Genomic DNA, 24,216 nt, shown 5'->3' with positions numbered 1-24,216 from the left:
TTTCCCCCATTTATGACCCGGCGGTAAGGCCGGATAAACGTCTCAGGACCGGGGGCAGAGCTGAGGGCCTGCCGCAGTTGTCTGTCAGTCTTCGTCGTCCTCCGGGTGATCCAGCCCGAGTTCGTTGATCTTGCGGGTGAGGGTATTACGACCCCAGCCCAGCAAAATGGAGGCATCCCGCCGCCGGCCACCGGTGTGCCTGAGGGCGGTCTCGATCATGATCTTCTCGAATTCGGGCACGGCGGTGTCCAGGATGCCCTTGTGACCGCGTTTCAGTTCCTGGTCTGCCCAGTTCTTCAGGGCGTCCTGCCAGGTCAGTCCGGTAGCGGGCGCCTCGGCCTGCTGCAGCAGCTCCGGAGGCAGGTCATCCACATGGATCTCGCGGCCGCTGGCCATCACGGTCAGCCAGCGACAGGTATTCTCCAGCTGGCGGACGTTGCCTGGCCAGGGCAGGGTGGTGAGGTATTCCTCGGCGTCCGGACGCAGAATCTTCGGCTCCACCGCCAGCTCCCGGGCCGCCCGCTTGAGGAAGTGCTGCATGAGACGGGGAATATCTTCCCGGCGCTCGGCCAGTTTCGGCAGATGGACCCGGATCACGTTAAGGCGATGGAACAGGTCTTCCCGGAAGGTACCGGCCAGCACCAGTTTCTCCAGGTCCTGGTGAGTGGCGGCGATGATCCGCACATCCACCTTGATCGGGGTGGTGCCGCCCACCCGGTAGAATTCGCCATCCGCCAGCACCCGCAGCAGTCGGGTCTGGGTGTCCGCCGGCATGTCTCCGATCTCATCAAGGAACAGGGTGCCGCCGTTGGCCTGTTCGAAGCGGCCCTGGCGTGCAGCGCCCGCTCCGGTGAAAGCACCCTTTTCGTGGCCGAACAGCTCCGATTCGATCAGGTCTTTGGGGATGGCGGCCATGTTCAGGGCGATGAACGGGTGCCCGGCCCGGGGGCTGTGATTGTGCAGGGCCTGGGCGACCAGCTCTTTGCCGGTGCCGCTTTCGCCGTTGATCAGTACCGTGATGTTGGAATGGGACAGCCGGCCAATCGCCCGGAATACCTCCTGCATCGCCGGCGCCTCGCCGATAATCTCGGTGTTGCGCTGGGCGCTGTCAGGCTGCGGCTCGGTGGTGGCGCGCCGCTCGCGGCTGTGGGCCACCGCCCGCTTTACCAGGGCGACTGCGTCGTCCACATCAAAGGGTTTGGGCAGGTATTCGAAAGCGCCGGTCTGGTAGCTGGTCACCGCGCTTTCCAGGTCCGAGTGGGCGGTCATGATGATGACCGGGATGTCCGGGTGGGCGTCGACAATGCTGGCCAGCAGGGTGATGCCGTCGACCCCGGGCATGCGAATGTCGCTGATGATGGCGTCGGGCTGTTCGTGTTCGAGGCGCATCAGAATGGTGTCACCGCTCTCGAATACCCGTGGCAGCATACCGGCCTGACTCAGGGCGCGCTCCAGCACCCAGCGAATGCTGCGATCGTCATCGATTATCCATACGTTTGCCGGTTGGCTCATGCTGTCTCCTCCAGAGGCAGGAAGATAATGAAGTCGGTTTTACCGGGTTCACTTTCGCACTCCACCAGCCCGCGATGCTGGCCAATGATGCTTTGCGTGATGGACAGGCCCAGACCGGTACCGCTGGCCCGGCCACTGATCATCGGGTAGAAGATGTTCTGCAGGAGCTCCGGGGGGATGCCCGGCCCGTTGTCGATAACATCTATCCGGCACACCAGCCGGTGGCGTTTGTGACCGATGGTGAACTGGCGCAGCGCGCGGGTGCGGAAGGTAATGGTTGGTGACTGGCTGCCGCCGCCGGCGGGCTGGTTCTCGAAGGCCGCTTCCATGGCATTGCGGGCAATGTTCAGGAAGGCCTGAATCAGCTGCTCCTTGTCGCCCGGAAATTCCGGCAGGCTCGGGTCGTAGTCCCGCACAAAGGTGAGCCGGCCACGGCTCTCCGCTTCCAGCAGCGTTTTGACCCGCTCAAGCACTTCGTGGATGTTGGTGGGGGCGATCTTGAGGGCCTTGTTGGGCCCGAGCATCCGGTCCACCAGCGTGCGGAGCCGGTCAGCCTCATCAATAATTACCCGGGTGTATTCGCGCTGGCTTTCATCGGCAAGCTCCCGGTCCAGCAGCTGTGCCGCGCCGCGGATACCGCCCAGCGGGTTCTTGATCTCGTGGGCCATGCCCCGCACCAGAATGCGGGTGGTTTCCTGCTGGGAAATAATGTCTTCTTCCCTGCTTATCCGCAGCAGGCGGTCCCGGGGCTGAACTTCCATCAGCAGTTCCAGGGGCGCACTGCCAATCGGGGATACGGAATAATCCACCGTCAGCCGGGTACCGCTCGGGAGCAGGAACTCGGCCTCGCGCTTGGTGTAGGACTGGCCATTCAGCGCAGCGGCGTGGAGCGTGTCCAGGGCGGCGGCGGATTCGAGCAGCAGTTCGTCCACGGGAAGGTCAAGGGTGCGGGTGATACTGGTCTCAAAGAGGTTCTCGGCCGCCGGATTGAGGTATTCGACGCGCAGGTCTGCACTGAGCACCACGACGGCTGTCGTCAGGTTGTCCAGTATGTTCTTGTAGCCTGCAGTGGTTGCCATCGTTGCTCCCCTTGTACGTGTCAGCAACTTTGCAAGAAGTGAACCAGTTTTGCTGGTCGCGATGCAAAATAGCGCAAGTGGCGGGCAACGTGCCGGAAGTTGGCGCTATCTGCGCCGCGGAATGGTGCAAGCAAATCGCCACCCGGCCCCTGTGGCCGGGTTAACGCCCTGCGTTTGCTCAGAGTATGGCTCTTTTTTGGTGCTTACGCACCGAAATGGTGCGGTGCCGGCGTCAGTTCCGGGCGGAGGGGCGATGCACGGTGAAGCTGATGCTGTCTCCGGTAAACACGCGCAGGCCGTTTTCATCAATGACATGGACAGCGGCCTGGTGGGTACCGCGATAGACATTGCGCACCACGAGAGATCCGGAGGCACTTTGTGCCACGGGCTGGCCGTCCAGGGTTATTTCATATTTGTGGCCTTGGCCAAGGGCGGGCGAACTGCTGACGCGGAACTCGATGTCGCCACTGCCGCTGTGGAACGCCTCGCCATCTTGCGGGGCAGCAAAGGAAGCCTGGTCGTAACGGACTTTACCGTCGGGCGCCTGGTCACGGCGTTCCGGGCGGCTCACGTCCTGAAGTTTGGGCAGGGTGACCGTAGTGACAGGCTTGACCTGAATGGCTTCGGCACCCTCGGTCGGCTCGTCCGAAAAGGTCACGTTGCCCTGCTTGTCCACATGGCGGTAAACCTCGGCGCCGGCGGGCAAAGTCACCGCAGCGAGCAAGCTGCCAAGAACGAGGAATCGGAATGTCATATCAGGCCTCTGTGTGGTTGTTATAAGGCCGATTATCGGTAGCGCACCGCAACAATGCAACGCTGCCCGATTGGCTTTGCGTTACAGTCCGTTAATGACGACATGCCCATGAAAAAGCCCCGCCGTAGCGGGGCTTCCCTGGCCGGTCAAAGGGACCGGCCTTGCATGATGCACCGGCCGTGTTGCCACGGCACGGGGCCATCAGCAGGCTGCGATCAGCAAGAGTAGTACAGTTCGAACTCAACCGGGTGGGTGGTCATGTTGATACGCTCAACTTCGCCACGCTTCAGGTCGATGTAGCCGGCAATCATGTCCTCGGTGAACACGCCGCCACGGGTCAGGAACTCGTGGTCTTCTTTCAGGCAGTCCAGTGCTTCAGACAGGGTTTCGGCAACCTTCGGAATGTTCAGCGCTTCTTCCTTCGGCAGATCATACAGGTCCTTGTCCATGGCATCGCCAGGGTGGATCTTGTTCTGGATACCGTCCAGACCAGCCATCATCAGGGCAGCGAAGGCCAGGTACGGGTTGGCGGCCGGATCCGGGAAGCGAACTTCGATACGGCGCGCCTTCGGGCTGCTCACGTAAGGAATCCGGATAGAGGCCGAGCGGTTACGGGCAGAGTAGGCCAGCATGACCGGAGCTTCGTAGCCCGGAACCAGGCGCTTGTAGCTGTTGGTGGCCGGGTTGGTGAAGGCGTTGATGGCCTTGGAGTGCTTGATGATACCGCCAATGTAGTACAGCGCCATTTCGCTCAGACCGGCATAGCTGTCACCGGCAAACAGGTTCTTGCCGTCCTTGTTCAGGGACATGTGAACGTGCATGCCGGAACCGTTGTCACCGACCACCGGCTTCGGCATGAAGGTGGCAGTCTTGCCGTAGGCGTGGGCAACGTTGTGGACGCAGTACTTGAGGATCTGAACCTCGTCCGCTTTCTTGGTCAGGGTATTCGGACCCACACCGATTTCACACTGGCCGGCGGTACCAACTTCGTGGTGGTGAACCTCGATCACCAGGCCCATGGATTCCATGGCGGCACACATCGCGCCACGCAGGTCGTGCAGGCTGTCGACCGGCGGAACCGGGAAGTAGCCACCTTTAACGCCAGGACGGTGACCGATGTTGTTGCGGTCGAAGTCTTCACCGGATACCCAGGCAGCTTCTTCGGAGTAGAGCTCGTACATGGAGCCCTGCATGTCGGTCTTCCATTTTACGGAATCGAAGATGAAGAACTCGGGCTCCGGGCCGAACAGGGCGCCATCGGCAATGCCGGTGGACTTCAGGTATTCCTCGGCACGGCGGGCAACGGAACGCGGATCCCGCTCATAACCCTGCATGGTGGAAGGCTCCACGATGTCACAGGTGATGTTGACGGTGGTTTCTTCGGTAAACGGATCCAGTACGGAGCTGCTGTCATCCGGCATCAGGATCATGTCGGATTCGTTGATGCCTTTCCAGCCGGCAATGGAGGAACCGTCGAACATCTTGCCTTCGGTGAAGAAGTCGTCGTTCACTTCGGTGGCTGGCAGGGTTACGTGCTGTTCTTTACCGCGGCTGTCGGTAAAGCGCAGATCGACCCACTTGACTTCGTGTTCTTTGATCAAATCAACAGTCTTGGACATGGTGCATGCTCCGTGAGTTATACATGTTCGTTGTGCCGGATCGTTCAGAGTGCTGAGGCCCGATCGTTTTTACAGGTGACGGCAGCTTACCAGAAGCGTCCCGCGCTTACCTTTCAATTACGGCTGCTCTCAGCTAAGCAAGGGCCTTGCCAGTTTTCAGGTTTTGCGCCAGAACAGCGCAGCCACGGGGCTTTGGGGCCATTCTGGCGCACAGCCTGGTTGCAATTCATGGGTCGATGCACTCAGTAAGCGCACCGAAATGGTGCGTCTTGCAGTCTGTTGCCTGATAACAGTGCATCAGGCGGCTGGTTACATATTAAGCACTATTCTTCATATTATCGACATGGACTTTTCGATATACTGCGCCCCGCCAAATTCTGCAGGATACCAGTTGTGATTGATAAGCTTAGAAACGTCGCCATCATCGCCCACGTCGACCATGGCAAAACCACTCTCGTAGACAAACTGCTGCGTTTGTCCGGAACGCTGGACCGTAAAGAGCTCGAGAACGAGCGGGTTATGGACTCCAACGATCAGGAAAAAGAGCGCGGCATTACCATTCTGGCCAAGAACACGGCACTGAAATGGAACGGCTACGACATCAACATTGTGGACACCCCGGGCCACGCCGATTTCGGTGGCGAGGTTGAGCGGGTGATGAGCATGGTGGACAGTGTGCTGCTGGTGGTGGACTCCATCGACGGCCCGATGCCGCAAACCCGCTTTGTGACCCAGAAGGCCTTTGCCGCTGGCCTGCGGCCGATTGTGGTGGTTAACAAGATTGACCGGCCCGGCGCCCGGCCGGACTGGGTTGTGGACCAGGTATTCGACCTGTTCGACAACCTGGGGGCTACCGATGAGCAGCTGGACTTCCCGATTGTCTATGCCAGCGCCCTGAACGGAATTGCCGGACTGGATCACGAGAACATGGGCGACAATATGGACGCCGTGTTCCAGGCCATTGTCGATCACGTGCCTGCACCTTCAGTGGACCTTGACGGCCCCTTCCAGATGCAGATCTCCCAGCTGGATTACAACAGCTTCCTGGGTGTGATCGGTATCGGCCGTATCATGCGTGGCAAGGTCAAGACCAATACTCCGGTCGTGGCCATCGGCGCCGACGGCAAAAAACGTCAGGGCCGTATTCTCAAGATCATGGGTCACTCAGGTCTCCAGCGTATCGAGGTTGAAGAAGCCCAGGCCGGCGATATCGTGTGCGTCAGCGGTCTGGACGAGCTGTACATCTCCGATACCCTGTGCGATCCGACCTCCGTTGAGGCGCTGCCGGCGCTGACCGTCGACGAGCCGACGGTATCCATGACCTTCCAGGTCAACGATTCGCCGTTCGCCGGTAAAGAAGGCAAGTACGTCACCAGCCGCAACATCAAGGAGCGTCTGGAGAAAGAGTTGCTGCACAATGTGGCGCTGCGTGTCGAGGACGGTGATTCCGCCGACAAGTTCAAGGTATCAGGTCGTGGTGAGTTGCACCTGTCGGTATTGATCGAGAACATGCGCCGGGAAAACTTTGAGCTGGCTGTCGGTCGACCGGAAGTGGTTATCCGGGTTGTCGACGGTGAGAAGCAGGAGCCGTACGAGAACGTTATCGTCGATATCGAAGAGCAGCATCAGGGCCCGCTGATGGAGCAGATGGGTCTTCGCAAAGGCGAACTGACCAACATGGCACCGGACGGCAAGGGCCGTATGCGCCTGGAATATACTATTCCGGCCCGCGGTCTGATTGGTTTCCGTAACAGCTTCCTGACCATGACCTCAGGTACCGGTATCCTGACCTCTACCTTCAGCCACTATGGCCCGATCAAGGCCGGTGATGTGACCAACCGCCAGAACGGTGTGCTGGTTTCCATGGCGACAGGTACTGCGCTGACCTATTCCCTGGAGACCCTGCAGAGCCGCGGCAAGCTGTTCCTTGAGCCGGGCCAGGACATCTATGAAGGTCAGCTGTGTGGTATCCACAGCCGTGAGAACGACCTGGTAGTGAATCCCACCAAGGGCAAGAAGCTCGATAACATGCGGGCTTCCGGCAAGGACGAGGTGATCGCCCTGGTGCCGCCCATCAAGTTCACCCTTGAGCAGGCGCTGGAGTTCATTGATGACGACGAGCTGGTTGAAGTGACGCCAAAGTCGATCCGGCTGCGCAAGAAGCTGCTGACCGAAAACGAGCGGAAGCGCGCCAACAAGAAGTAACGCTGGCCGCAGGATGCCCGAAACGGGATCGGAACTCAGTTCCGGTCCCGTTTTTTTATGGTCAGATGCGCTAAACTTCCGGTAACTCCCCCGGTCGGGCTACAAGCTATGCGAACCCTCTTTCCAGAAATAAAACCCTACGCCCAGCACAGGCTGGCAGTTGATCCTCCCCACGAACTCTATATTGAAGAATGCGGAAATCCGGACGGGCTGCCAGTGCTCGTCGTGCATGGCGGCCCCGGCGGCGGCTGTGAGGAGTATTACCGGCGGTTTTTTGATGCCGAGCGATTCCGCATTATCCTGTTTGACCAGCGCGGTGCCGGCCGTTCGACGCCGCTGGCAGAACTGGGTGGCAACACCACTGCGGGGCTGGTGGACGACATCGAGCGTATTCGCGGGCTTCTTGGCATCCGCCGGTGGCTGCTGTTTGGTGGCAGTTGGGGGTCCACGCTGGCCCTGGTGTACGCCCAGACGCACCCGGCACGAGTGCTGGGGCTGGTATTGCGGGGCATCTTCCTGTGCCGCCCGGAGGATATCCACTGGTTTTATCAGCAGGGCGCCAGCCGGATTTTCCCCGACTATTGGCAGGAGTTCCTTGCCCCGATTCCCGCGACGGAACGGGATGACCTGGTCGGCGCCTATTACCGCCGCCTGACCAGCAGCAACGAGCTGGAGCAGATCCAGGCGGCCAAGGCGTGGTCGGTATGGGAAGGCCGCTGTGCCACCCTGCATCCCAACCCCCGGGTGGTCGAGCACTTTGGTCACCCCCATGTGGCCATTGCCCTGGCCCGGATCGAATGTCACTACTTCATGAACCAGGCGTTCCTCGAGCCGGGGCAGATTCTGCGGGATGCGGGGCGGCTGGCGGGTATTCCCGGGGTCATCGTGCATGGCCGCTATGACATGGTGTGCCCGCTCGATAATGCGTTGGCATTGAGTGAGCGCTGGCCCGATGCGGAGTTGCGGATTATTCGCGACGCCGGTCATTCCGCCTCCGAGCCGGCAATTGTGGACGCGCTGATCCATGGAGTTGAAGGGGTTGCTGCAATAATTGAGAACCATTCGTCTTGAGCGGGGTTGCAGCCCGGTCATGGGGTCGATAGAATCTTTCGCGATTTTAATGACCGCCTTCTGACCGGGAGTGTAATGAAGGGGCTGATCCAGCGTGTCTCACAGGCGAGTGTCACCGTGGATAACCGGCTGATTGCCGAAATTCCGCGCGGATTGCTCCTGCTACTCGGCGTTGAGCGCGGAGACAGTGCTGCTGTCGCCGATCAATTGTGCCGCAAGATCCTCACCTACCGGGTGTTTCCCGATGAGCAGGGGCGGATGAATCGCAGCCTGCTCGATATCGAAGGCCACCTTCTGGTCGTTCCCCAGTTTACCCTTGCCGCTGATACCACCTCGGGGACCCGTCCGGGCTTCTCCCGCGCTGCCGCGCCGGCAGAAGCCTGCGACCTGTTTCGTTATTTTGTTGAGCAGGCCAGACGCCAGGGGCTTGGTGAGAGCAGGGTGCAGGCCGGGGAATTCGGTGCGGATATGAAAGTGGCGCTGCTGAATGACGGGCCTGTCACCTTTATGTTGGAGGCCGGTGGCGCACCATAGCAGGGCGTGGGCTGGTTACCGGCGCCGTTTTGGGGCGGTGGGTGGCGGACTGTCGCGAGGTTTTCCCCGGCTTTTGGGTGGAGTTTTAGTTTTTGTTATTGTTTTTAAAGAATAATTTTAAATCTGGCCTCAAAATTGACAGGTCAGCGTGCAGAGACAAGGGCATAAGGGCGGGTGCAGGTTGCACGAAATGGCCTAAAAAACCGGCAATGAAAATTTGCAAAAATGCAGTCATTGTATTAAAACAGGTTCATCAGGTCGCGCTTTAAGTTATCTCCGTAAGTGATTGAGGGAAAAGGTGTACTTGATTCATCTCAATCTTTTGGTCAGTAAGCGCTGGTAATTTAAGGGGTATTCGACCGGGTGGCAGCAGCAAGCGGAGCCGGAAGTTCCGTGCTGTAGCGCCGAATGATGTCCAAACGATGTCACATAAATGACATCTTTGTGAAAGAGAATGGGGCGCGATCAAGCCCGAAAGAAGAAGTCTAGAAGAGCGGGTCCAACCCGTCGCTAAAACCTGAGTTAACTCAAAAAGGAAGACGCAACATGAAAAAGACGCTCATCGCATCTGCAATTGCAGCGGCCACTTTCTCCGGCGCAGCGCTGGCCCAGGAAAGCAACCTGCCGACTGTTTACGGTAACATCCAGCTGGCTGTTGTTCACAGCGACGTTGAAGATGGCAGCTCCGGTATCGGTCACTACGACAACGGCTCCACCATCGGTGTGAAGCACGACCACGAAATCGCGCCTGGCATCAAGGGTTTCTTCAAGGCCGAGCTGGAATTCGACGCGGACGACAAGGCTGACAACGGCGGTCTGAACGCATTTGACGAAGCCTACATCGGTGTGGAAGGCGACCAGTTCGGTAAGATCTGGGTGGGTTCCGACGATTCCACCTACGAGTCTGCCATTGATGAAATCTCCAACTACTTCGAAGTGGCTTCCCAGAACTTCCGTGGACCCTATGACACCGGCGAAGGCGACCTGATCCAGTACAGCACTCCGAACTTTGGTGGCCTGAAGCTGCACGGTGCTGTTCAGTTCAACGGTGACGACGACAAGGGTGAGAAGTCCTACCCGTACCAGCTGGCCGCCACTTACGCAGTTGATGCCTTTGAACTGGCTGTCGCCATGGACTCCAACGACGGCGATTTCGCCTACTCCAACGGCACTGCCGGTACCAGCGTAAACAATGAAAACACCTACGGTGTGCGCGGTAGCTACGCAGCCGGCGACCTGCGCCTGACTGCCCAGTACCAGACCCGCAAGGACGTTGGTGACCTGTGGGGCGTGTTTGCCGGCTACACCATGGGCAAGAACGTCTTCGCAGTAGCTTACGAGTTTGGCGATGAAGACAACTCCGATGCCGAGACTTCTACCATCACAGCTCAGGCCCTGCACAACCTGTCCGACAACATGTACGTTTATGTTGAAGGCTACCTGAACAATGCCGACGACGGTGCCAACGATTTTGACACCACCGATCTGGCTGTTGGTGCTACCTACTACTTCTGATCAGCCTTCCGGCTAATCGAAGCAGTGTGAGAACCGGCGACCTCAGGGTCGCCGGTTTTTTATTGGCGTTCAGAATGTTTGTCCGGGAGGACGTTATGGCCGCAGAACTGGAAATCAAGCTCAGTCTTGAACCGGCGGATCTCGAGCAGGCTTTGGCGTGGTTGCTGAAGCAGCCAGGGACCCGCGAGGGCAAGCGCCGCCAGCTGATCAACTGTTACTACGATACCGCGTCGGCGGATCTGAACCGGCAGCAAATAGCGCTGCGGGTGCGTGACGCCGGGGACCGGTTCATCCAGACCCTGAAAACCCGCGGTGAGTTTGTCGACGGCGCCCACCTGCGCCAGGAGTGGGAGTGGCCGGTGCCGGGGGCGGCGCTGGATGTCGCCCTGCTGGCGGACACTCCCGTAGGGCAGGGAGTGGACCTGGCAGCGCTGCAGCCGGTGTTCGAGACCAACTTCGAGCGGCGGGTGGTGATGATTGACGATGGCGAGACGGTGATCGAGTGCGCGATCGATTGCGGCGAGATCGTCGCCGGTGACCGACGCTGCCCGTTGAACGAGGTGGAGTTTGAGCTGAAATCGGGCGATGGCGGTCGCTTGCTGCACTGGGCGAGGGCCTTGGCGGAACAGGTCCCGGTGTTCCTGAATCTGGTCAGCAAGGCGGAGCAGGGTTATTTCCTGGCGGGGGTCCATGCCCCCGGGCAGGACACCGTGGTCGGTCAGGCTGAAACGCTGGATGTAAACCGGTTTCTTTATCTGCTGAGTGTCGCCTGGCTGACCGGTAAATCGCTCACTGTCAGCGCCAGCCAGCTGCGTGAGGTTGCGGCGAAGGCCGGGCAGGCCGGTGAGGCCGAACTGTTTGGCGATGTAGCCCGGGCGCTGGGGGCTGGCCAGCCGGTCCGGCAACTGCTCGCAGCTCGCGATCTGGGCAGGCTGCAGCTGGCCATTGCCGGTCGTTGAGGGTGCGGGCGCCTATGCGACGCCCGAACCGGCCTTTTCCTGCAGGCTGTGCCATTTCTCGACAAAGGCGCGGTAGCGCTCGAGGGCTTCCTCTACGGTTTCGAGGCTGGGGGTGTCCTTGCTTTTTACCAGTACGATCAACCCCTTGCCCTTGATTTCGTCTGCCGTGTCCGGGTGGCAGATGACTTCACCGTCGTGATCGATGTAGGCCAGTGCGGTTCCGATACCGTGGCGGATCAGGGCACTGACGATGTCCGCCCAGTTCAGGTCATCCAGCTTCAGGTCGTAACGGTGGGGGTGATCCTGCTCGTAGTCGAACATGTCTTCCAGGACCTTTTCCGAGCCTGGTGCCACCACGGCGCGCACCATGATTTCAGGATAGGTGCGTACCGGCCGGATGACCGAGCGGATGCCCAGGGTCTTGAAACGCGGCCGGTTCTCGTCCCGCACGCATTCCGCCACCACCTTGCTGGCCAGGTTGGACTCACTCAGGCGGTGGGCAATGTCAAAGATCAGACTGTCTGAGGTGGGGTCACTTTCGTCCGGTGACAGCAGCAGGATGTGCCGGGCGTCGCCGGCATGGACAGCTTTGAGCGCCTCCATGTCGCTGCCCGAGCCGTGATAATGTACCAGCCCCATGTCCGCCAGTTCCGACGGCAGCCCCATGGGGTACTGGCGGGTCAGGATCTGGATGGGAATGCGCTCGTAACCCGGTACGGCACGAACCTGGGTAGCGAACCGCAGGAAGTACTGTTCACCACCCTGTTTCGGGGTGTTGATGATGATGATGTGGTCTTTCATTTTATAGATCCAGCGTCCGGTCACTATGCGTTCCCGCCGGTAAAAGCGGTACTCGATGAAATCACTGACAATCAGCGTCAGCAGGGTGATGGCACCCACAAACATGATGAGGATAGTGCTGATCCGTCCGATGTACGTCTTCGGGGCAAAGTCGCCGTAGCCAACCGTCGACACCGTGGTCATGGTGATCCACACGGATTCGAACAGGGTGAGGTCCTCCACCGTCCAGATCACCAGAATCTGCAGGCTCATCAGCCCTGCGAGGATGAGGAACAGCCGTTTCATCCGCTCCCGGATAATCCCCGACATGGGCAGGTGGGGCATGCTGTGTTCCGGATTGAGCGGCCGGCGGTTTCTTTGCATCAGGAGCCTTCTGGCGGTTCAGTCGATGGACGGTTCGGTATACAGTACCGGAAATATAACAGAGCAACAGGGGTTTGCATCATGTCTGAGCCGTGGGGGCAGTTGCCGGCAGAGCTGGCGGCCGATGTGTCGGGAGTCTGGACGTCGGTTTTTCCCGAAGGGTTGCCGGGCTGGACATCCGGTGACACCGGAGTTTCACCGCATGACATGGCACAGGCGCTCGCCCGCAGCCTGTTTCTGCGGGAAACCCTGCAGCGCCAGCCTGACCTGGTTGCCGAGCTGAACCAGGCGCAGCCTCTGGCGGAACCCACCACCCCGGCGTTCCTGCAGCGACGCTGGCAGGATTTTCTCGCCGCTGTCACCGACGAAGCCTCCCTGCACCGGGCATTGCGCAGGTTCCGTCGGGAGACCCAGTTCCGCATCATCTGGCGCGACCTGCTGCGCTGGGCTGACCTCCAGGAGACCATGGCGGCGACCAGCGCTTTTGCCGACGTTTGCATCGACGGCGCCCTGGCGTGGCTCTACACCGACAGTTGCCGGCTGTTCGGGACGCCCTGGGGTATGGATCCGGTAACCGGAAAGGACGGCCCCCAGCGCATGGTTGTGCTGGGTATGGGCAAACTCGGCGGGCGGGAGCTCAATGTGTCTTCCGACATCGACCTGATCTTTGCGTTTCCCGGCAAGGGCGAGACCCGGGACGGGCCCCGCACCCTCGACAACCAGCAGTTCTTTATCCGTCTCGGCCAGCGGCTGATCCAGGCGCTGGATCAGATAACCGCCGACGGCTTCGTGTTCCGGGTCGACATGCGCCTGCGGCCGTACGGCCAGAGTGGTGCGCTGGCCCTGAGTTTTGCCGCCCTGGAAACCTATTACCAGGACCAGGGGCGGGACTGGGAGCGTTATGCCATGGTCAAGGCCCGTGTCGTAGCCGGTGACCAGGGTGCGGGCGATGTGCTGACCGCCATGCTCAAGCCCTTTGTCTACCGCAAATATATCGATTTCAGCGCCTTCGAATCCCTGCGCAACATGAAAGCCATGATCAGTCGCGAGGTTCGGCGCAAGGGCCTCGAAAACAACATCAAGCTTGGCAGTGGCGGGATTCGCGAAATCGAGTTCGTGGTCCAGGCGTTCCAGCTCATCCGGGGTGGCCGAGACCGTGAATTGCAGCAGCGCGAACTGCTCAACATCCTGGTGGAACTGGAAGCTCTTGAGCTGCTGCCGCCCCGGGTAGTCAGTGAGCTGCGTGATGCCTATATCTTCCTGCGCAATCTGGAGCACGCCTTGCAGGGCATGGAAGACAAGCAGACCCAGTTACTCCCGGAGGATGCGCTGAGTCGGGCGCGGGTAGCGTTGATTCTGGGCTTTGCCAGTTGGGCGGACTTCATGGCAGCGCTGGATGGCCACCGGGAGCGGGTCGCCCGGCATTTTGCCGATATCATTGCGCTCGAGGATGAAGAACAGGAACAGGGCGGCCTGGATGAGGGCTGGCAGGAAATCTGGTTTGGTGAGATTGATGACGAGAGCGCCGTCAAATGGCTGGCCGACCATGGTTTCGAGGCGCCGGAGCAGAGTGTGAAGTTGCTTGCGGACCTGCGCTCCGGTCGCGCCGTGCAAACCATGCAAACCCAGGGTCGGCGACGGCTCAACCAGTTCATGCCAGTGCTGCTGGAGGCACTGACCGCCGTCGAGCAGCCTTCGGAAACCCTCGGCAGAGTGCTGCACCTGGTCGAGGCGGTATTGCGGCGTACCGCCTACCTGGTCCTGCTGCTGGAGAACCCCGGCGCCCGCGCCCAGCTGGTCAGGCTGTGCAGCCAGAGCCCCTGGATTGCCCGTCAGCTGGCGGAAACCCCGTTGTTGCTCGACGAATTGCTCAACGCCGAAAGTCTTTATCATCCGCCCGCCCGAAGTGAGCTGCAGGACGACCTGCGACAGCAGATGCTGCGCATTCCCTACGAAGACCTGGAAGAGCAGATGGAGTCCCTGCGCCACTTCAAGAAAGCCCATATTCTGCGGGTGGCCGCGTCTGAGTTGCGTGGTACCTTACCGCTGATGAAAGTGAGTGATTACCTCACCTGGATTGCCGAGGTGGTGCTGGACCACGTGGTGGACGTGGCCTTCGCCAACCTCGTCAGCCGCCATGGCTATCCGTTGCGGGCTGATGGCACGGCCTGTAACACCGATTTTGCCATCATCGGTTATGGCAAGCTGGGCGGTATCGAGCTGGGTTATACCTCGGATCTCGACCTGGTGTTCATCCACGATGCCGATCCCGGGCTGGCGACCGATGGCGACAAGCCCATCGATAACGCCGTGTTCTATACCCGCCTCGGGCAGCGCATTGTCCACATCCTCAGTACCCAGACACCGTCGGGCCAGCTTTACGAAGTGGATATGCGGCTGCGTCCGTCCGGTAACTCCGGCCTGCTGGTATCCACCCTGGCAGCTTTCGAGAAGTATCAGCGCAACGATGCCTGGACCTGGGAGCACCAGGCCCTGGCCCGTGCCCGGGGCGTAGCCGGTTGTCCGGCGACTCTGGAGGCCTTTGAGGCGCTGAGGCGCAGCATTCTTTGCCTTGGCCGGGATAAGGGCAAGCTGCGCCAGGACGTTGTAGAGATGCGGGAAAAGATGCGTACCAGCCTCGGCACCCCGGTTGTGGAAGGCAGGGAGCCCGAAGTGTTCCATATCAAGCACGACCGCGGTGGCATTATCGACATTGAGTTCATGGTGCAGTACCTGATGCTGGCCCATTGCGCGGAACATCCGGAGCTGACCCAGTGGTCGGATAACATCCGCCAGATGGAGGAGCTGGGCAGGGCAGGGATTTTGCCGGTGGAAGACACGGAAAGGCTTCGGGAAACCTACATTACCCTGCGCTCCACCATCCATCGCCGGGCATTGCAGAACCTGAACAGCCAGGTGGCCGCCGGATCCTTCCCGGATGAGAGAAAGTACATACAGGCGATGTGGCAAAAAGTGATGCTTAATTAGCAAGCTACACTTTCGTTCCGCAGAAAAATCCTGCTAGAATGCCGGTTCCCCGAAATCCCGCTTTTTTAGGAGCAGAATAGAAATGTCGATGGCTGACCGTGATGGCGTTATCTGGCTGGATGGTGAAATGGTTCCCTGGCGTGAAGCCAAAACCCACGTCCTCACTCACACCCTGCATTACGGCCTGGGCTGTTTTGAAGGTGTCCGTGCCTACAACGCCGAAAACGGCACATCGATTTTCCGCCTGAAAGAGCACACCGACCGGCTGTTCAATTCCGCGCACATCCTGAACATGAAAATGCCGTTCACCAAGGATGAGATCAACGAAGCTCAGCGTGCGGCTGTTCGTGAGAACAATCTGGAAGAAGCCTACCTGCGTCCGATGGTGTTCCTGGGCTCCGAAGGTATGGGCCTGCGTGCCGAGAACCTGAAGGTTCACGTGATGGTTGCGGCCTGGAGCTGGCCGTCGTACATGTCTCCGGAAGCCAAAGAACTGGGCATCAAGGTGCGGACCTCATCCTACACCCGGCACCATGTCAACATCACCATGTGCAAGGCCAAGGCCAACGGTAACTACATCAACTCCATGCTGGCGTTGAATGAAGCCATTTCCGGTGGTGCCGAGGAAGCTCTGCTGCTGGATAACGAAGGTTACGTGGCGGAAGGCTCCGGTGAAAACATCTTCATCGTTCGCAACGGTGAGCTGCATACCCCGGAACTGACCTCGTGCCTGGCCGGCATCACCCGTGCCACCATTATCGACTTCGCCAAGGACCTGGGGCTGGTGGTGAAAGAGCGTCGCATCACCCGCGACGAAGTCTACATTGCCGAAGAAGCGTTCTTCACCGGCACCGCCGCCGAAGTGCTGCCGATCCGCGAGCTCGATGGCCGTCAGATTGGCGAGGGCAAGCGCGGGCCGATTACCGAGAAGCTTCAGCAAATGTATTTCGATGCGGTGAAAGGTAAGCTGGCTCAGCATTCTGAGTGGCTGACGCCGGTCAAGGGCTGAGAAACGCCTTTTATTTAAAGATAGCCGCCGGTGCTCCCAGCCCCGGCGGCTTCGTTGTATAGAATTCACGGAAAAAAGCAGGACGAGACAATGGCAGACGTAATCAAAGTTCCGGTTTCCTTCGGCGAAGTCCTCGACAAGATCACCATCCTGGAAATCAAGTCCGAACGCATCAAGGATCAGGAGAAAGTGAAAAACGTGCGCCTGGAGCTTGAGGAGCTCAGCGTAACCTGGGATGAGGCGGTGTCGGACCGGGCTGCAGATATTGCTGATCTGCGCAAGCAGCTCAAGGCGGTGAACGAGGAGTTGTGGGTCATCGAAGATGACATCCGTGACCAGGAAGCCGCACAGGATTTCGGGCCGAAGTTCATTGAACTGGCCCGCGCCGTGTATGTGACCAACGACAAGCGCGCCGCGATCAAGAAAGAAATCAACCTGGCGCTGGGTTCGCGGTTTGTGGAAGAAAAATCCTACCAGGACTATACCGCCAGGAAATAATGGCGGCGCCTTCCGTGGCGTGGTGACACGATTGCTGTCGTGCGCCACGCCCGCCCGTCGCTGTGTCAGTCCCGGTCATCGCAATGTGACGCCACCCATCGATCCAGCATGGCGGTGGTGTCGGCGACCGTCACCAGTTCCATAGCCCCTTCGAACTCGGCCTTGGCTCCCCAGCGGGCCTCCGCCACCGTTTTCCCGGTGAACTTTTGCAGTGCTTCCGGGTAGCGGTTTACACACCACTGCAGGGAGTTGTACGGCCCCGAACGATTGGGATTGCTGGCCGCGAACAGCCCGAGCACGTCGGTGCCCACGGCGCTGGCGATGTGGGCCGGCCCGGTATCCGGCGCGACCACCAGGTCGGCATGGGTCATCAGCGCGGTAAGCTGCTTGAGGGTGTCGCGGCCGCAGATGTTGTGGGCTTTTTCCGTCATGGCGGACTCGATGGCGGCACAATATTCGGCTTCAAACGGTGCCGGACTGCCTACCAGGATGACCTTCATGCCATGCTGGCGGATGGCATAGTCGGCCAGCTGGGCATAGCGCTCAGCCGGCCAGTTCCGCAGGGTGTGGCTGGCGCAGGGGCTGATGACCAGGTTCCTGCGGTCGGTGGCGAGGTGCTGGTGTGCGAAGGCGTGGTCGTCCTCGCTGAGCGGAATCTGCCAGCGTGGCGGGGCAGCTTCCAGCCCCAGAGGCACCAGGAAACTCGCCAGGCAGTCGCGAACATGCTGTTGCGGTGCTGCCGCAATGCGGCGATTGATAAACAGGCTGTGCAGATCCTTGCTGCGGGCCTTGTCATAACCTACCCGGATCTTTGCCGGGATACAGGCAGCAGCCAGGTTGGCGCGAAAGGCGACCTGCATGTGCAGCAGGGCGTCAAACCGGCGGCCTTTCATCTGTTGGCGCAGCTGGGCATAGCCCTTACGCCCGGCCTTCTTGTCGAAAAGAATGAACTCGACACCGGGCAGGTCGCCGATCAGTTTCGCCTCGATCTTGCCGATCACCCAGGTAATTCGGATGCCGGGAACCTGTTCCTGGAGGCTCAGTACCACGGGTATGACATGGGTGACATCGCCGATCGCGGAAAGGCGGAGAATGCAGATGGACTTCATCGGGTAATAATCCGTTACAGGTTCGGAAAGCGGGTTGCTAGAGCTTTGCCGGCAATCATTGGTAAACTGGCCGCCATTCTATCGTACTCGCCGGCGTACGTCCTGATGGGCGCCCCGGTCGGCTTGCGGTCGTTCAAATTTTTGGTGTTCAGGTGCCCATGGTTGAGTCTGAAATCTGTCTGCGGGAAAACGGCTCGGCACTGTTGGTGCATCCGGATTATGATGGCCGGGTGACTGCGGACTGGTTCCGGCCGGACTACTGGGCCGGGCAGGCGCGCCCGGTGAGCAGCGGGGGCCGTGGTGGTGCCTGGTTTATCAACGCCGATGGCAGCAAGCTGGTGTTGCGGGAGTATCGCCGTGGCGGCCTGATGGCGCGGCTGTCGGAGAAAGGTTACATCTTTACCCGCGAACGGGACGTCCGCTCCTTTGCCGAATTCCGGCTGCTCAACGAACTGGTCGCCCTGGCGCTGCCCGTGCCCCGGCCGGTAGCTGCGCTCTATCGGAAAACCTCGGCCCTGCGTTACCAGGCGGCGATTATTATCGAGCAGCTGGAAGATACCACCCCCCTGGCGGACCTGGTCCCGGACCTGGACGACCGGCACTGGACACTGCTCGGCCAGACCATCCGTCGCTTTCACGATGCCGGTGTCCACCATGCCGACCTGAACTGCTTCAATGTGCTGGTACGCGGGGACACGTTTTTTCTGATTGATTTTGACAAGGGGCGCATTCTGGCCGCACCGGCTGAGGCAAGCTGGAAGGCCGCCAATCTGGAGCGTCTCGCCCGTTCCCTCAGGAAAGTGGCCGGAGAGGCTGCGCAGAGCAGGGTGTGGGATTCATTTATGAACGGATATAACGGGAGTCATATCGCTTGACCGACCAACACCAAGGCCACTCACTGCCGGCCGTACTCTGCCTGACGGACGCCTGCGATCGCCCTGAGACCGAACTTTTTATCGGTCTGAAGAAGGCCGGGTTTGACGTGGATGTCATGTGCAATCCGAAGGGGCGTAACTACCAGCGCCTGGTGGATGAAGGCATGGTTGCCCAGCCGATTGCCCTGAAGAATCGCTTCGACAAGGAGGGCACGGCGGCTATCCGGAAACAGTTGAGTCGTAAGAAATACGACATCATCCATGCCTATAATCCCAGGTCGCTCGCCTGTGGACTGCGGGCGTCCCGAGGGACGGATATCAGGATTGTTGCCTATCGGGGCGTGATCGGGAACATCAGTTTTCTCAACCCTGAATCGTGGATTACGTTCCTGCACCCGCGGGTGAGCAAGATCGTGTGCGTCGCGGACGCGATCCGGGATTACCTGGCCAGTGTCCGCCTGCTCTGGATGCACATTCCGGACAGCAAATTGCAGCGGATCTATAAAGGTCATGACCTGGGCTGGTACCAGGATCCGGCGGCCGATCTGGCGGAATTCGGGGTGCCGGAGGGCGCGTTTGTGGTGTGCTGCACCGGTCGCGACCGGCCACGCAAGGGGTTTGATGTTCTGGTCAGTGCAATCGACAAGCTGCCAGCGGATGTTGAGGTCCACCTGGTGCTGGTGGGCGATGTGATCGACAACCAGGAGCTGAAAGCGCAGATCGCCGGGATCAGGCACCCCGAGCGGGTCCACTTCACCGGTTACCGCCAGGATGCACCCGCGATTGCCCGCGCCAGCGACGTGTTCGTGTTGCCGTCAACCGAGCGGGAGGGCCTGCCCAGGGCGGTTATCGAGGCGATGGCGTACGGTGTCGCCCCGGTGGTGACCAACGTTGGCGGTATGCCCGAGTTGGTGGAGAACGAAGTGAGTGGACTGGTGGTGCAACAGAAAAGCCCGGACGCCCTGGCGTCCGCCATCGAGCGTCTATACCGGGACCGCGAACTGCTGGCCCGCCTGTCGAACGCCGCCCGGGAGCGCATCGCCGGTGACTTCCATACATCGAGAACCGTGCGCGAAACCGGTGAACTGTACAAATCACTGACGGGCAGGAACTGAATGCGTCGCTACCTGTTTTTTGTCAATCAGCCGTATTCCTATTCGATTCTTCGTCCGCTGCAGGACGAGATTCGCCGCCGCGGTGACGAGGCAGCCTGGTTCGTTGCCGGTTGCAGCACCGCGCCCCTTCGCCCGGATGAGCGGCGCCTGAAGACCGTCGGGGAGGTCATGGAATACAAGGCCGATGCCACCTTTGTGCCCGGCGACTGGGTACCTTACTTCTTTCCCGGCATCAAGGTTGAGGTCTTCCATGGCATGGCGCGGAACAAGCGTGGCCATAACAGTGAGGACGAGAGTGACCATTACCGGATTCGGGGGTGGTTTGACCTGTACTGCACCCATGCTGAGAAAGACACTGCCAAGTTCAGCGAGCTTGCCAGGGAACACGGACATTTCGCCGTAGCCCATACCGGATGGCCGAAGCTGGACCCGTTGTTGTCGCAAGGTGTTGCGGGTAAACGGCCCCGAGAAGCCGGTGAGTTGCCCGTCGTCTTTTACGCATCTACGTTCAGCCGCTCGGTGACTTCGGCGCCGGATCTGGTCGACAAGATTGGTGAGCTGGCCGCCAGTGGCCGCTGGAAGTTCATTGTTACCCTGCATCCGAAGATGGATCCTGCCGTCGTCGAACGATATCGCGGCCTGGCAGGCGAAAACCTGCGCTTTATTGAAAGTGATGTGGACTTGCTCCCGGTTCTTCCCGAGGCGGATGTTATGCTGTGCGACACCTCCTCGATCATGTTCGAATTCATGTTCCTGGATCGCCCGGTGGTCACCTTTAAAACCCGGATGCCGGGGCCTTATCTGATTGACGTGGAGCGGGTGGACGAGGTTGAACCGGCACTGCAGCGGGCCCTGGAATACCCGCAAGAACTGATGGATGCAACACGGGCACTGTGTCGTGACCTGCACAGTTACCACGATGGCCAGTCCAGTCAGCGGGTACTCGATGCGGTTGAGGATTTCCTGGTTAACCGACAGGCAGGCCTGCGGAAAAAGCCGCTGAATTTGCTGAGAAAACTCAAGGTGAGACGCAGGCTTCGCAGGGAGTTGCGCAAGATGTAAGGGGGGCCAGAGCTTGCAGGAACGCCGGCTTCAGTCGTCAAGGACGCCCCCCGGTGACCTTCATGGTCCAGGATCACCTATGCTTCTGAAAGGAATTGCCCGAATTGTTAGAGCCTGAACGCCGAATTGACGTCTTTGTTGCAAGTACGCCACTGCAACTGATCAGTTGCACCGAGGCCCGGGAGCACTATCAGTGTGAGGGGCGCGAGAGCTTGTTGATCATTGCCCGGCCTGATAACAAGATGACCGAATCGCAGATGGCGTTTCTGGTGGATCACCTTGGCTGGCAGGGCATCGAGACCGTATACCTGAGCAAAGACACCTTCTATCTCAAGTTGGGGCACGTCTTCCGGCGCCTGGCGAGGCGTCAGGTCAACCGGTTGTTTATCGGCAATAAATCGAGCTGGATCCACGAAATCTTTTATCGCGGCCTGGATTGGGCAACACTGGTTTTTGTGGACGATGGCCTCGCAACCGTCCGGTATTACCACGCGATCCATGGCGAGGGGCTGGTCTCGCGAATCTCACCGGGCAAGCGGCGTCTGCTTGAGTTTTTCCGGATCCGGCTGCACCGGAATTTGCCCGATAGCGTAACCTTCTTTACCTGCTTTCCGTTGGCCAGCACAGACCATCTTTCGGTGGAAGTTCATGATTTCCCGGTATTCCGGCGCATATTCTGCAGCTCCGGGATTAGCAGGGACGCCATGCCGCTGGTGGGTTTTCTTGGTCAGCCTTTCGGGGGAGAGCACCGGCTGATGCAGTTGCGGGTCCAGCTTGAACACGTCATCGAGCGGCATCCCGGGGCAAAGGTTGTCTATTTCATGCACCGGAAAGAACGAAGGCAGGAGCTTGAGAAGGCGCTGGGGGCGCTGCCAGTAGAGTTCCGGCAGGTCGGGCATCCTATCGAGGTCGAAGTTGCCCTGTCCGGGGTGCCTTATGAAGCGTTCTACAGCTTTGCTTCGACCGCATTATTTACCCTCAAGAAAATCTTCCCGGACACGGCGGTCTTTCAGATCGATGACCGGGCCATGGCGGCAGCCCTGCCTTACTATGAGGAGATCCTGGCGATGTTCAGGGGGGCGGGCGTCGAATCCACCCGGCTTTGAGGGCCCGGGGTAGCCGGGGTCGTCCGCATTGGCTCAGTTCTTCCGTCCGTTCCTGTCCAGCGTCCACAGTCCCGCGTACTTGTTAAACGTCACCTGAGCATAAGTCACCGCCGTCAGATAGCCCACTGCCCCATCCAGAAATCCGAAGCGGATAAAGTAAACCTGCACGAAGGTCAGCAATCCCCGCAGGGTGGGGTAGATCATGGTGCGGGTTTTCTTGCCCTTGCGGTGCTTCTCCAGGGAGCCCAGCCAGGCGTACTTGGCACTTTTTTCCAGGGAATGGCCAAAATCCCGATGGGTGTAATGGGTCAGGCGCCCGCGGAGGGTCCTGATTCGGCGGCCACTCGGGATAAGGATGCGTTCGTGTACCAGGGCATCGGAAAAGCTCACACCTTCGCGGCGGAACAGTCGCAGGGGCGCCCGCCCGCTGCGGCCGAAATCGAGACGTTTGCCGTAGATGGTCACCGCCCACGGCAGCTTGTAGGCGTCTGCATCCGGTTCTGCCAGGTGATGGTTGATCTCGCGGGCCAGTTCGGGCGTGATGCGCTCATCGGCGTCCAGTGACAGTACCCAGTCACCGGTGGCCTTTTCCAGCGCCCGCTGTTTCTGGATGCCAAAGCCCGGCCAGTCGGTCACCTCAACAATATCAGCGTACTGGCGGGCGATGTCTACGGTCCGGTCGGTGCTGCCGCTGTCCAGGACGATGATCTCATCGGCGACCAGGCGGGCAGACTGCAGGCAGTCGGCAATGTGATCTTCTTCGTTTTTGGTAATGATGGTGGCGGACACCCGCACCTTGCGGTCCCGATAGCAGGAAGCGTTGAGTTCGGTAAACAGGGCCGACGCCAGTCCGGCCATGATGAGCAGGTAAAATGTCAGGAACAGGCTGCGGTCGAAGGTTGCTTCGGTCAGCCCGAACATCAGGTAGCCGGTGGCCACCATGGTGCCGGCGACCGCGAGGTGGGCGGTTGGCCGGTGTTTGCTGAACAGGTGCCGGGCGAAAATGGCCAGGGGAATGAAGATCAGCAGGGCCCAGCTCAGGATGCCCGGAATACCGCTGGTAGCGGCATTGTTCAGCAGGTCGTTGTGGGCGTGGCCGGTACAGCACAGGCCCAGCTTGGCAGAGACTTCGCCGGCCGCTACCGCGGCTTCGACCGACGCGGTATAACCTCCGAGGCCGATGCCGGTCAGCGGGTTGGCGAGGAACATGTTCCAGGCCAGGCCCCAGACCTCAATCCGCGCATCCATTCCGGTATCGAGGCTGCGGTCATGCAGCAGCCCCTCCAGTGAATTGAACATCCGGTCACTGCTGGCCACCGCACTGATCGCAATGACGGCCACCACAATCACGCCGCCAACCCGCAGCTTTCGGCCCAGCAGCGGAAGCAGCAACAAGAGCAGGAAGGGCAATGCGACCAGGTTGCTGCGGGTCTCTGACAGCATGGAGATGACCACGGCAGTGACACCGGCAACGCAAAACAGCCCCGCCAGCACCGGCCGCTTGCTGCGCCCGAAGAAAAAGCCTCCGACCAGGGTCAGCATACCGCCGAGCAGGGCCAGGTTGCCGAAACTGATGGGGTTGATACCGCCACCAAAACGGATGCTCAGGATCTTGTCCAGGGAGCCGTGACGGGCAGCCAGGGCGCTGACCAGGGCAACAATTACCGACAGGGAGATCAGCCCCAGCGCGATGAATGCACCCCGGGCTCTCACCCCGGAACAGGTCAGGGCCACCACCAGGGGCCAGAACAGGATCAGGCGGGCATGGGTGCCCAGGGTTTTGCCACCCTCATAGGCGAACCCCTCCATCAGCCACGAATAACCGCTCACCAGGACAAAAAACCAGAAGGCAAAGTGCATCAGGCGCAGTTCTTTCGGGGTATCCCAGCCGGTCCCGGGGAGCGACTTCTTCAGGATGAATACCATACCGGCCACCGCCAGCAGCAAGGTTGCACCCGCAAGAATACTCGAGGACAACAGGGCGCCTCCCAGCCCGACCATAAGCAGGGCAGGAAGAAGCATGCGGGTGGGCGCGGTCATGT

At 59.9% G+C, this 24,216-nt stretch carries 19 protein-coding genes; 12 read left to right on the top strand and 7 right to left on the bottom strand.

The genetic code is table 11. The features are described 5' to 3' along the window. Positions 1–84: 84 nt before the first annotated feature. From ntrC to glnA, 4 genes are all read right to left on the bottom strand, one after another. Complete coding sequence (gene ntrC, locus CLH61_RS15815; RefSeq protein ID WP_099615738.1) at positions 85–1,512, bottom strand: nitrogen regulation protein NR(I); 1,428 nt, start codon at positions 1,510–1,512, stop codon at positions 85–87. Beyond that, positions 1,509–2,591 carry a nitrogen regulation protein NR(II) gene (gene glnL / locus CLH61_RS15810; protein ID WP_099615737.1) on the bottom strand — a complete coding sequence of 361 codons (1,083 nt, stop codon included), beginning with the start codon at positions 2,589–2,591 and terminating at the stop codon, positions 1,509–1,511. Before glnL ends, ntrC begins: the two co-directional genes overlap by 4 nt. Positions 2,592–2,823: 232 nt before the next feature. Then, complete coding sequence (locus tag CLH61_RS15805) at positions 2,824–3,345, bottom strand: DUF4124 domain-containing protein (protein ID WP_099615736.1); 522 nt, start codon at positions 3,343–3,345, stop codon at positions 2,824–2,826. 215 nt (positions 3,346–3,560) lie between these two features. Beyond that, a complete protein-coding gene (glnA, locus tag CLH61_RS15800; protein WP_099615735.1) occupies positions 3,561–4,964 on the bottom strand; it encodes a glutamate--ammonia ligase in 1,404 nt (467 codons plus the stop codon). A 393-nt stretch (positions 4,965–5,357) separates the two neighbouring features. Between glnA and typA the strand changes: the two genes are divergently transcribed. From typA to CLH61_RS15775, 5 genes are all read left to right on the top strand, one after another. Next, the gene (gene typA / locus CLH61_RS15795) at positions 5,358–7,169 is read left to right on the top strand and encodes a translational GTPase TypA (RefSeq protein ID WP_099615734.1); all 1,812 of its coding nucleotides are present in this window, start codon (positions 5,358–5,360) and stop codon (positions 7,167–7,169) included. A 108-nt stretch (positions 7,170–7,277) separates the two neighbouring features. Further along, positions 7,278–8,240: a prolyl aminopeptidase gene (pip, locus tag CLH61_RS15790; protein WP_099615733.1), complete on the top strand. Its 963-nt coding sequence runs from the start codon at positions 7,278–7,280 to the stop codon at positions 8,238–8,240. Positions 8,241–8,315: 75 nt separating this feature from the next. Further along, complete coding sequence (gene dtd / locus CLH61_RS15785) at positions 8,316–8,774, top strand: D-aminoacyl-tRNA deacylase (RefSeq protein ID WP_099615732.1); 459 nt, start codon at positions 8,316–8,318, stop codon at positions 8,772–8,774. Positions 8,775–9,320: 546 nt separating this feature from the next. Then, on the top strand, positions 9,321–10,289 hold the full coding sequence (locus CLH61_RS15780) for a porin (RefSeq protein WP_099615731.1): 969 nt from the start codon (positions 9,321–9,323) through the stop codon (positions 10,287–10,289). Between the two features lie 95 nt (positions 10,290–10,384). Next, entirely contained in the window at positions 10,385–11,248 is an 864-nt protein-coding gene (locus CLH61_RS15775) for a CYTH domain-containing protein (RefSeq protein ID WP_099615777.1), read from the top strand. A gap of 12 nt (positions 11,249–11,260) precedes the next feature. On the opposite strand, the gene CLH61_RS15770 is transcribed toward CLH61_RS15775, so the two are convergent. Beyond that, a complete protein-coding gene (locus CLH61_RS15770; protein WP_099615730.1) occupies positions 11,261–12,412 on the bottom strand; it encodes an ion channel in 1,152 nt (383 codons plus the stop codon). An 81-nt stretch (positions 12,413–12,493) separates the two neighbouring features. On the opposite strand from CLH61_RS15770, the gene glnE reads away from it, so the two are divergent. The 3 genes from glnE to CLH61_RS15755 all read left to right on the top strand — a co-directional run bounded on the left by glnE (position 12,494) and on the right by CLH61_RS15755 (position 16,907). Beyond that, on the top strand, positions 12,494–15,400 hold the full coding sequence (gene glnE / locus CLH61_RS15765; protein ID WP_099615729.1) for a bifunctional [glutamate--ammonia ligase]-adenylyl-L-tyrosine phosphorylase/[glutamate--ammonia-ligase] adenylyltransferase: 2,907 nt from the start codon (positions 12,494–12,496) through the stop codon (positions 15,398–15,400). 82 nt (positions 15,401–15,482) lie between these two features. Further along, positions 15,483–16,409: a branched-chain amino acid transaminase gene (locus tag CLH61_RS15760; RefSeq protein WP_099615728.1), complete on the top strand. Its 927-nt coding sequence runs from the start codon at positions 15,483–15,485 to the stop codon at positions 16,407–16,409. Positions 16,410–16,499: 90 nt separating this feature from the next. Next, positions 16,500–16,907, top strand: a complete 408-nt coding sequence (locus CLH61_RS15755; RefSeq protein WP_099615727.1) for a DUF6165 family protein — start codon at positions 16,500–16,502, stop codon at positions 16,905–16,907. 65 nt (positions 16,908–16,972) lie between these two features. Here the strand turns inward: CLH61_RS15755 and CLH61_RS15750 are convergent, their stop codons facing one another. After that, complete coding sequence (locus CLH61_RS15750) at positions 16,973–18,016, bottom strand: glycosyltransferase family 9 protein (protein WP_099615726.1); 1,044 nt, start codon at positions 18,014–18,016, stop codon at positions 16,973–16,975. Positions 18,017–18,174: 158 nt separating this feature from the next. On the opposite strand from CLH61_RS15750, the gene CLH61_RS15745 reads away from it, so the two are divergent. The 4 genes from CLH61_RS15745 to CLH61_RS15730 all read left to right on the top strand — a co-directional run bounded on the left by CLH61_RS15745 (position 18,175) and on the right by CLH61_RS15730 (position 22,174). After that, positions 18,175–18,891, top strand: coding sequence for a 3-deoxy-D-manno-octulosonic acid kinase (locus CLH61_RS15745; protein WP_099615725.1), 717 nt, complete (start codon positions 18,175–18,177; stop codon positions 18,889–18,891). Then, positions 18,888–20,006: a glycosyltransferase family 4 protein gene (locus CLH61_RS15740; RefSeq protein ID WP_099615724.1), complete on the top strand. Its 1,119-nt coding sequence runs from the start codon at positions 18,888–18,890 to the stop codon at positions 20,004–20,006. The genes CLH61_RS15745 and CLH61_RS15740 overlap by 4 nt, the downstream gene beginning before the upstream one ends. Beyond that, a complete protein-coding gene (locus tag CLH61_RS15735) occupies positions 20,007–21,068 on the top strand; it encodes a CDP-glycerol glycerophosphotransferase family protein (protein WP_099615723.1) in 1,062 nt (353 codons plus the stop codon). Positions 21,069–21,172: 104 nt separating this feature from the next. After that, positions 21,173–22,174: a polysialyltransferase family glycosyltransferase gene (locus CLH61_RS15730; protein ID WP_099615722.1), complete on the top strand. Its 1,002-nt coding sequence runs from the start codon at positions 21,173–21,175 to the stop codon at positions 22,172–22,174. A gap of 33 nt (positions 22,175–22,207) precedes the next feature. Here CLH61_RS15730 and CLH61_RS15725 read toward each other — a convergent pair whose 3' ends face one another. Continuing rightward, positions 22,208–24,214 (bottom strand): glycosyltransferase, encoded by a 2,007-nt coding sequence (locus CLH61_RS15725; RefSeq protein WP_099615776.1) that lies wholly within the window; start codon positions 24,212–24,214, stop codon positions 22,208–22,210. Between the last annotated feature and the right edge of the window lie 2 nt (positions 24,215–24,216).

It is taken from the genome of Marinobacter profundi, from assembly GCF_002744715.1.
In the GTDB taxonomy this organism is placed as follows: Bacteria; Pseudomonadota; Gammaproteobacteria; order Pseudomonadales; family Oleiphilaceae; genus Marinobacter; species Marinobacter profundi.
This window is presented reverse-complemented; position numbering and strand designations above follow the sequence as displayed.

Bases quoted from the DNA above. Each gene is read 5' to 3' on its own strand.
- ntrC (WP_099615738.1), bottom strand. From the start codon at position 1,512: ATGAGCCAACCGGCAAACGTATGGATAATCGATGACGATCGCAGCATT.
- glnL (WP_099615737.1), bottom strand. From the start codon at position 2,591: ATGGCAACCACTGCAGGCTACAAGAACATACTGGACAACCTGACGACA.
- CLH61_RS15805 (WP_099615736.1), bottom strand. From the start codon at position 3,345: ATGACATTCCGATTCCTCGTTCTTGGCAGCTTGCTCGCTGCGGTGACT.
- glnA (WP_099615735.1), bottom strand. From the start codon at position 4,964: ATGTCCAAGACTGTTGATTTGATCAAAGAACACGAAGTCAAGTGGGTC.
- pip (WP_099615733.1), top strand. From the start codon at position 7,278: ATGCGAACCCTCTTTCCAGAAATAAAACCCTACGCCCAGCACAGGCTG.
- dtd (WP_099615732.1), top strand. From the start codon at position 8,316: ATGAAGGGGCTGATCCAGCGTGTCTCACAGGCGAGTGTCACCGTGGAT.
- CLH61_RS15780 (WP_099615731.1), top strand. From the start codon at position 9,321: ATGAAAAAGACGCTCATCGCATCTGCAATTGCAGCGGCCACTTTCTCC.
- CLH61_RS15775 (WP_099615777.1), top strand. From the start codon at position 10,385: ATGGCCGCAGAACTGGAAATCAAGCTCAGTCTTGAACCGGCGGATCTC.
- CLH61_RS15770 (WP_099615730.1), bottom strand. From the start codon at position 12,412: ATGCAAAGAAACCGCCGGCCGCTCAATCCGGAACACAGCATGCCCCAC.
- glnE (WP_099615729.1), top strand. From the start codon at position 12,494: ATGTCTGAGCCGTGGGGGCAGTTGCCGGCAGAGCTGGCGGCCGATGTG.
- CLH61_RS15760 (WP_099615728.1), top strand. From the start codon at position 15,483: ATGTCGATGGCTGACCGTGATGGCGTTATCTGGCTGGATGGTGAAATG.
- CLH61_RS15755 (WP_099615727.1), top strand. From the start codon at position 16,500: ATGGCAGACGTAATCAAAGTTCCGGTTTCCTTCGGCGAAGTCCTCGAC.
- CLH61_RS15750 (WP_099615726.1), bottom strand. From the start codon at position 18,016: ATGAAGTCCATCTGCATTCTCCGCCTTTCCGCGATCGGCGATGTCACC.
- CLH61_RS15745 (WP_099615725.1), top strand. From the start codon at position 18,175: ATGGTTGAGTCTGAAATCTGTCTGCGGGAAAACGGCTCGGCACTGTTG.
- CLH61_RS15735 (WP_099615723.1), top strand. From the start codon at position 20,007: ATGCGTCGCTACCTGTTTTTTGTCAATCAGCCGTATTCCTATTCGATT.
- CLH61_RS15725 (WP_099615776.1), bottom strand. From the start codon at position 24,214: ATGACCGCGCCCACCCGCATGCTTCTTCCTGCCCTGCTTATGGTCGGG.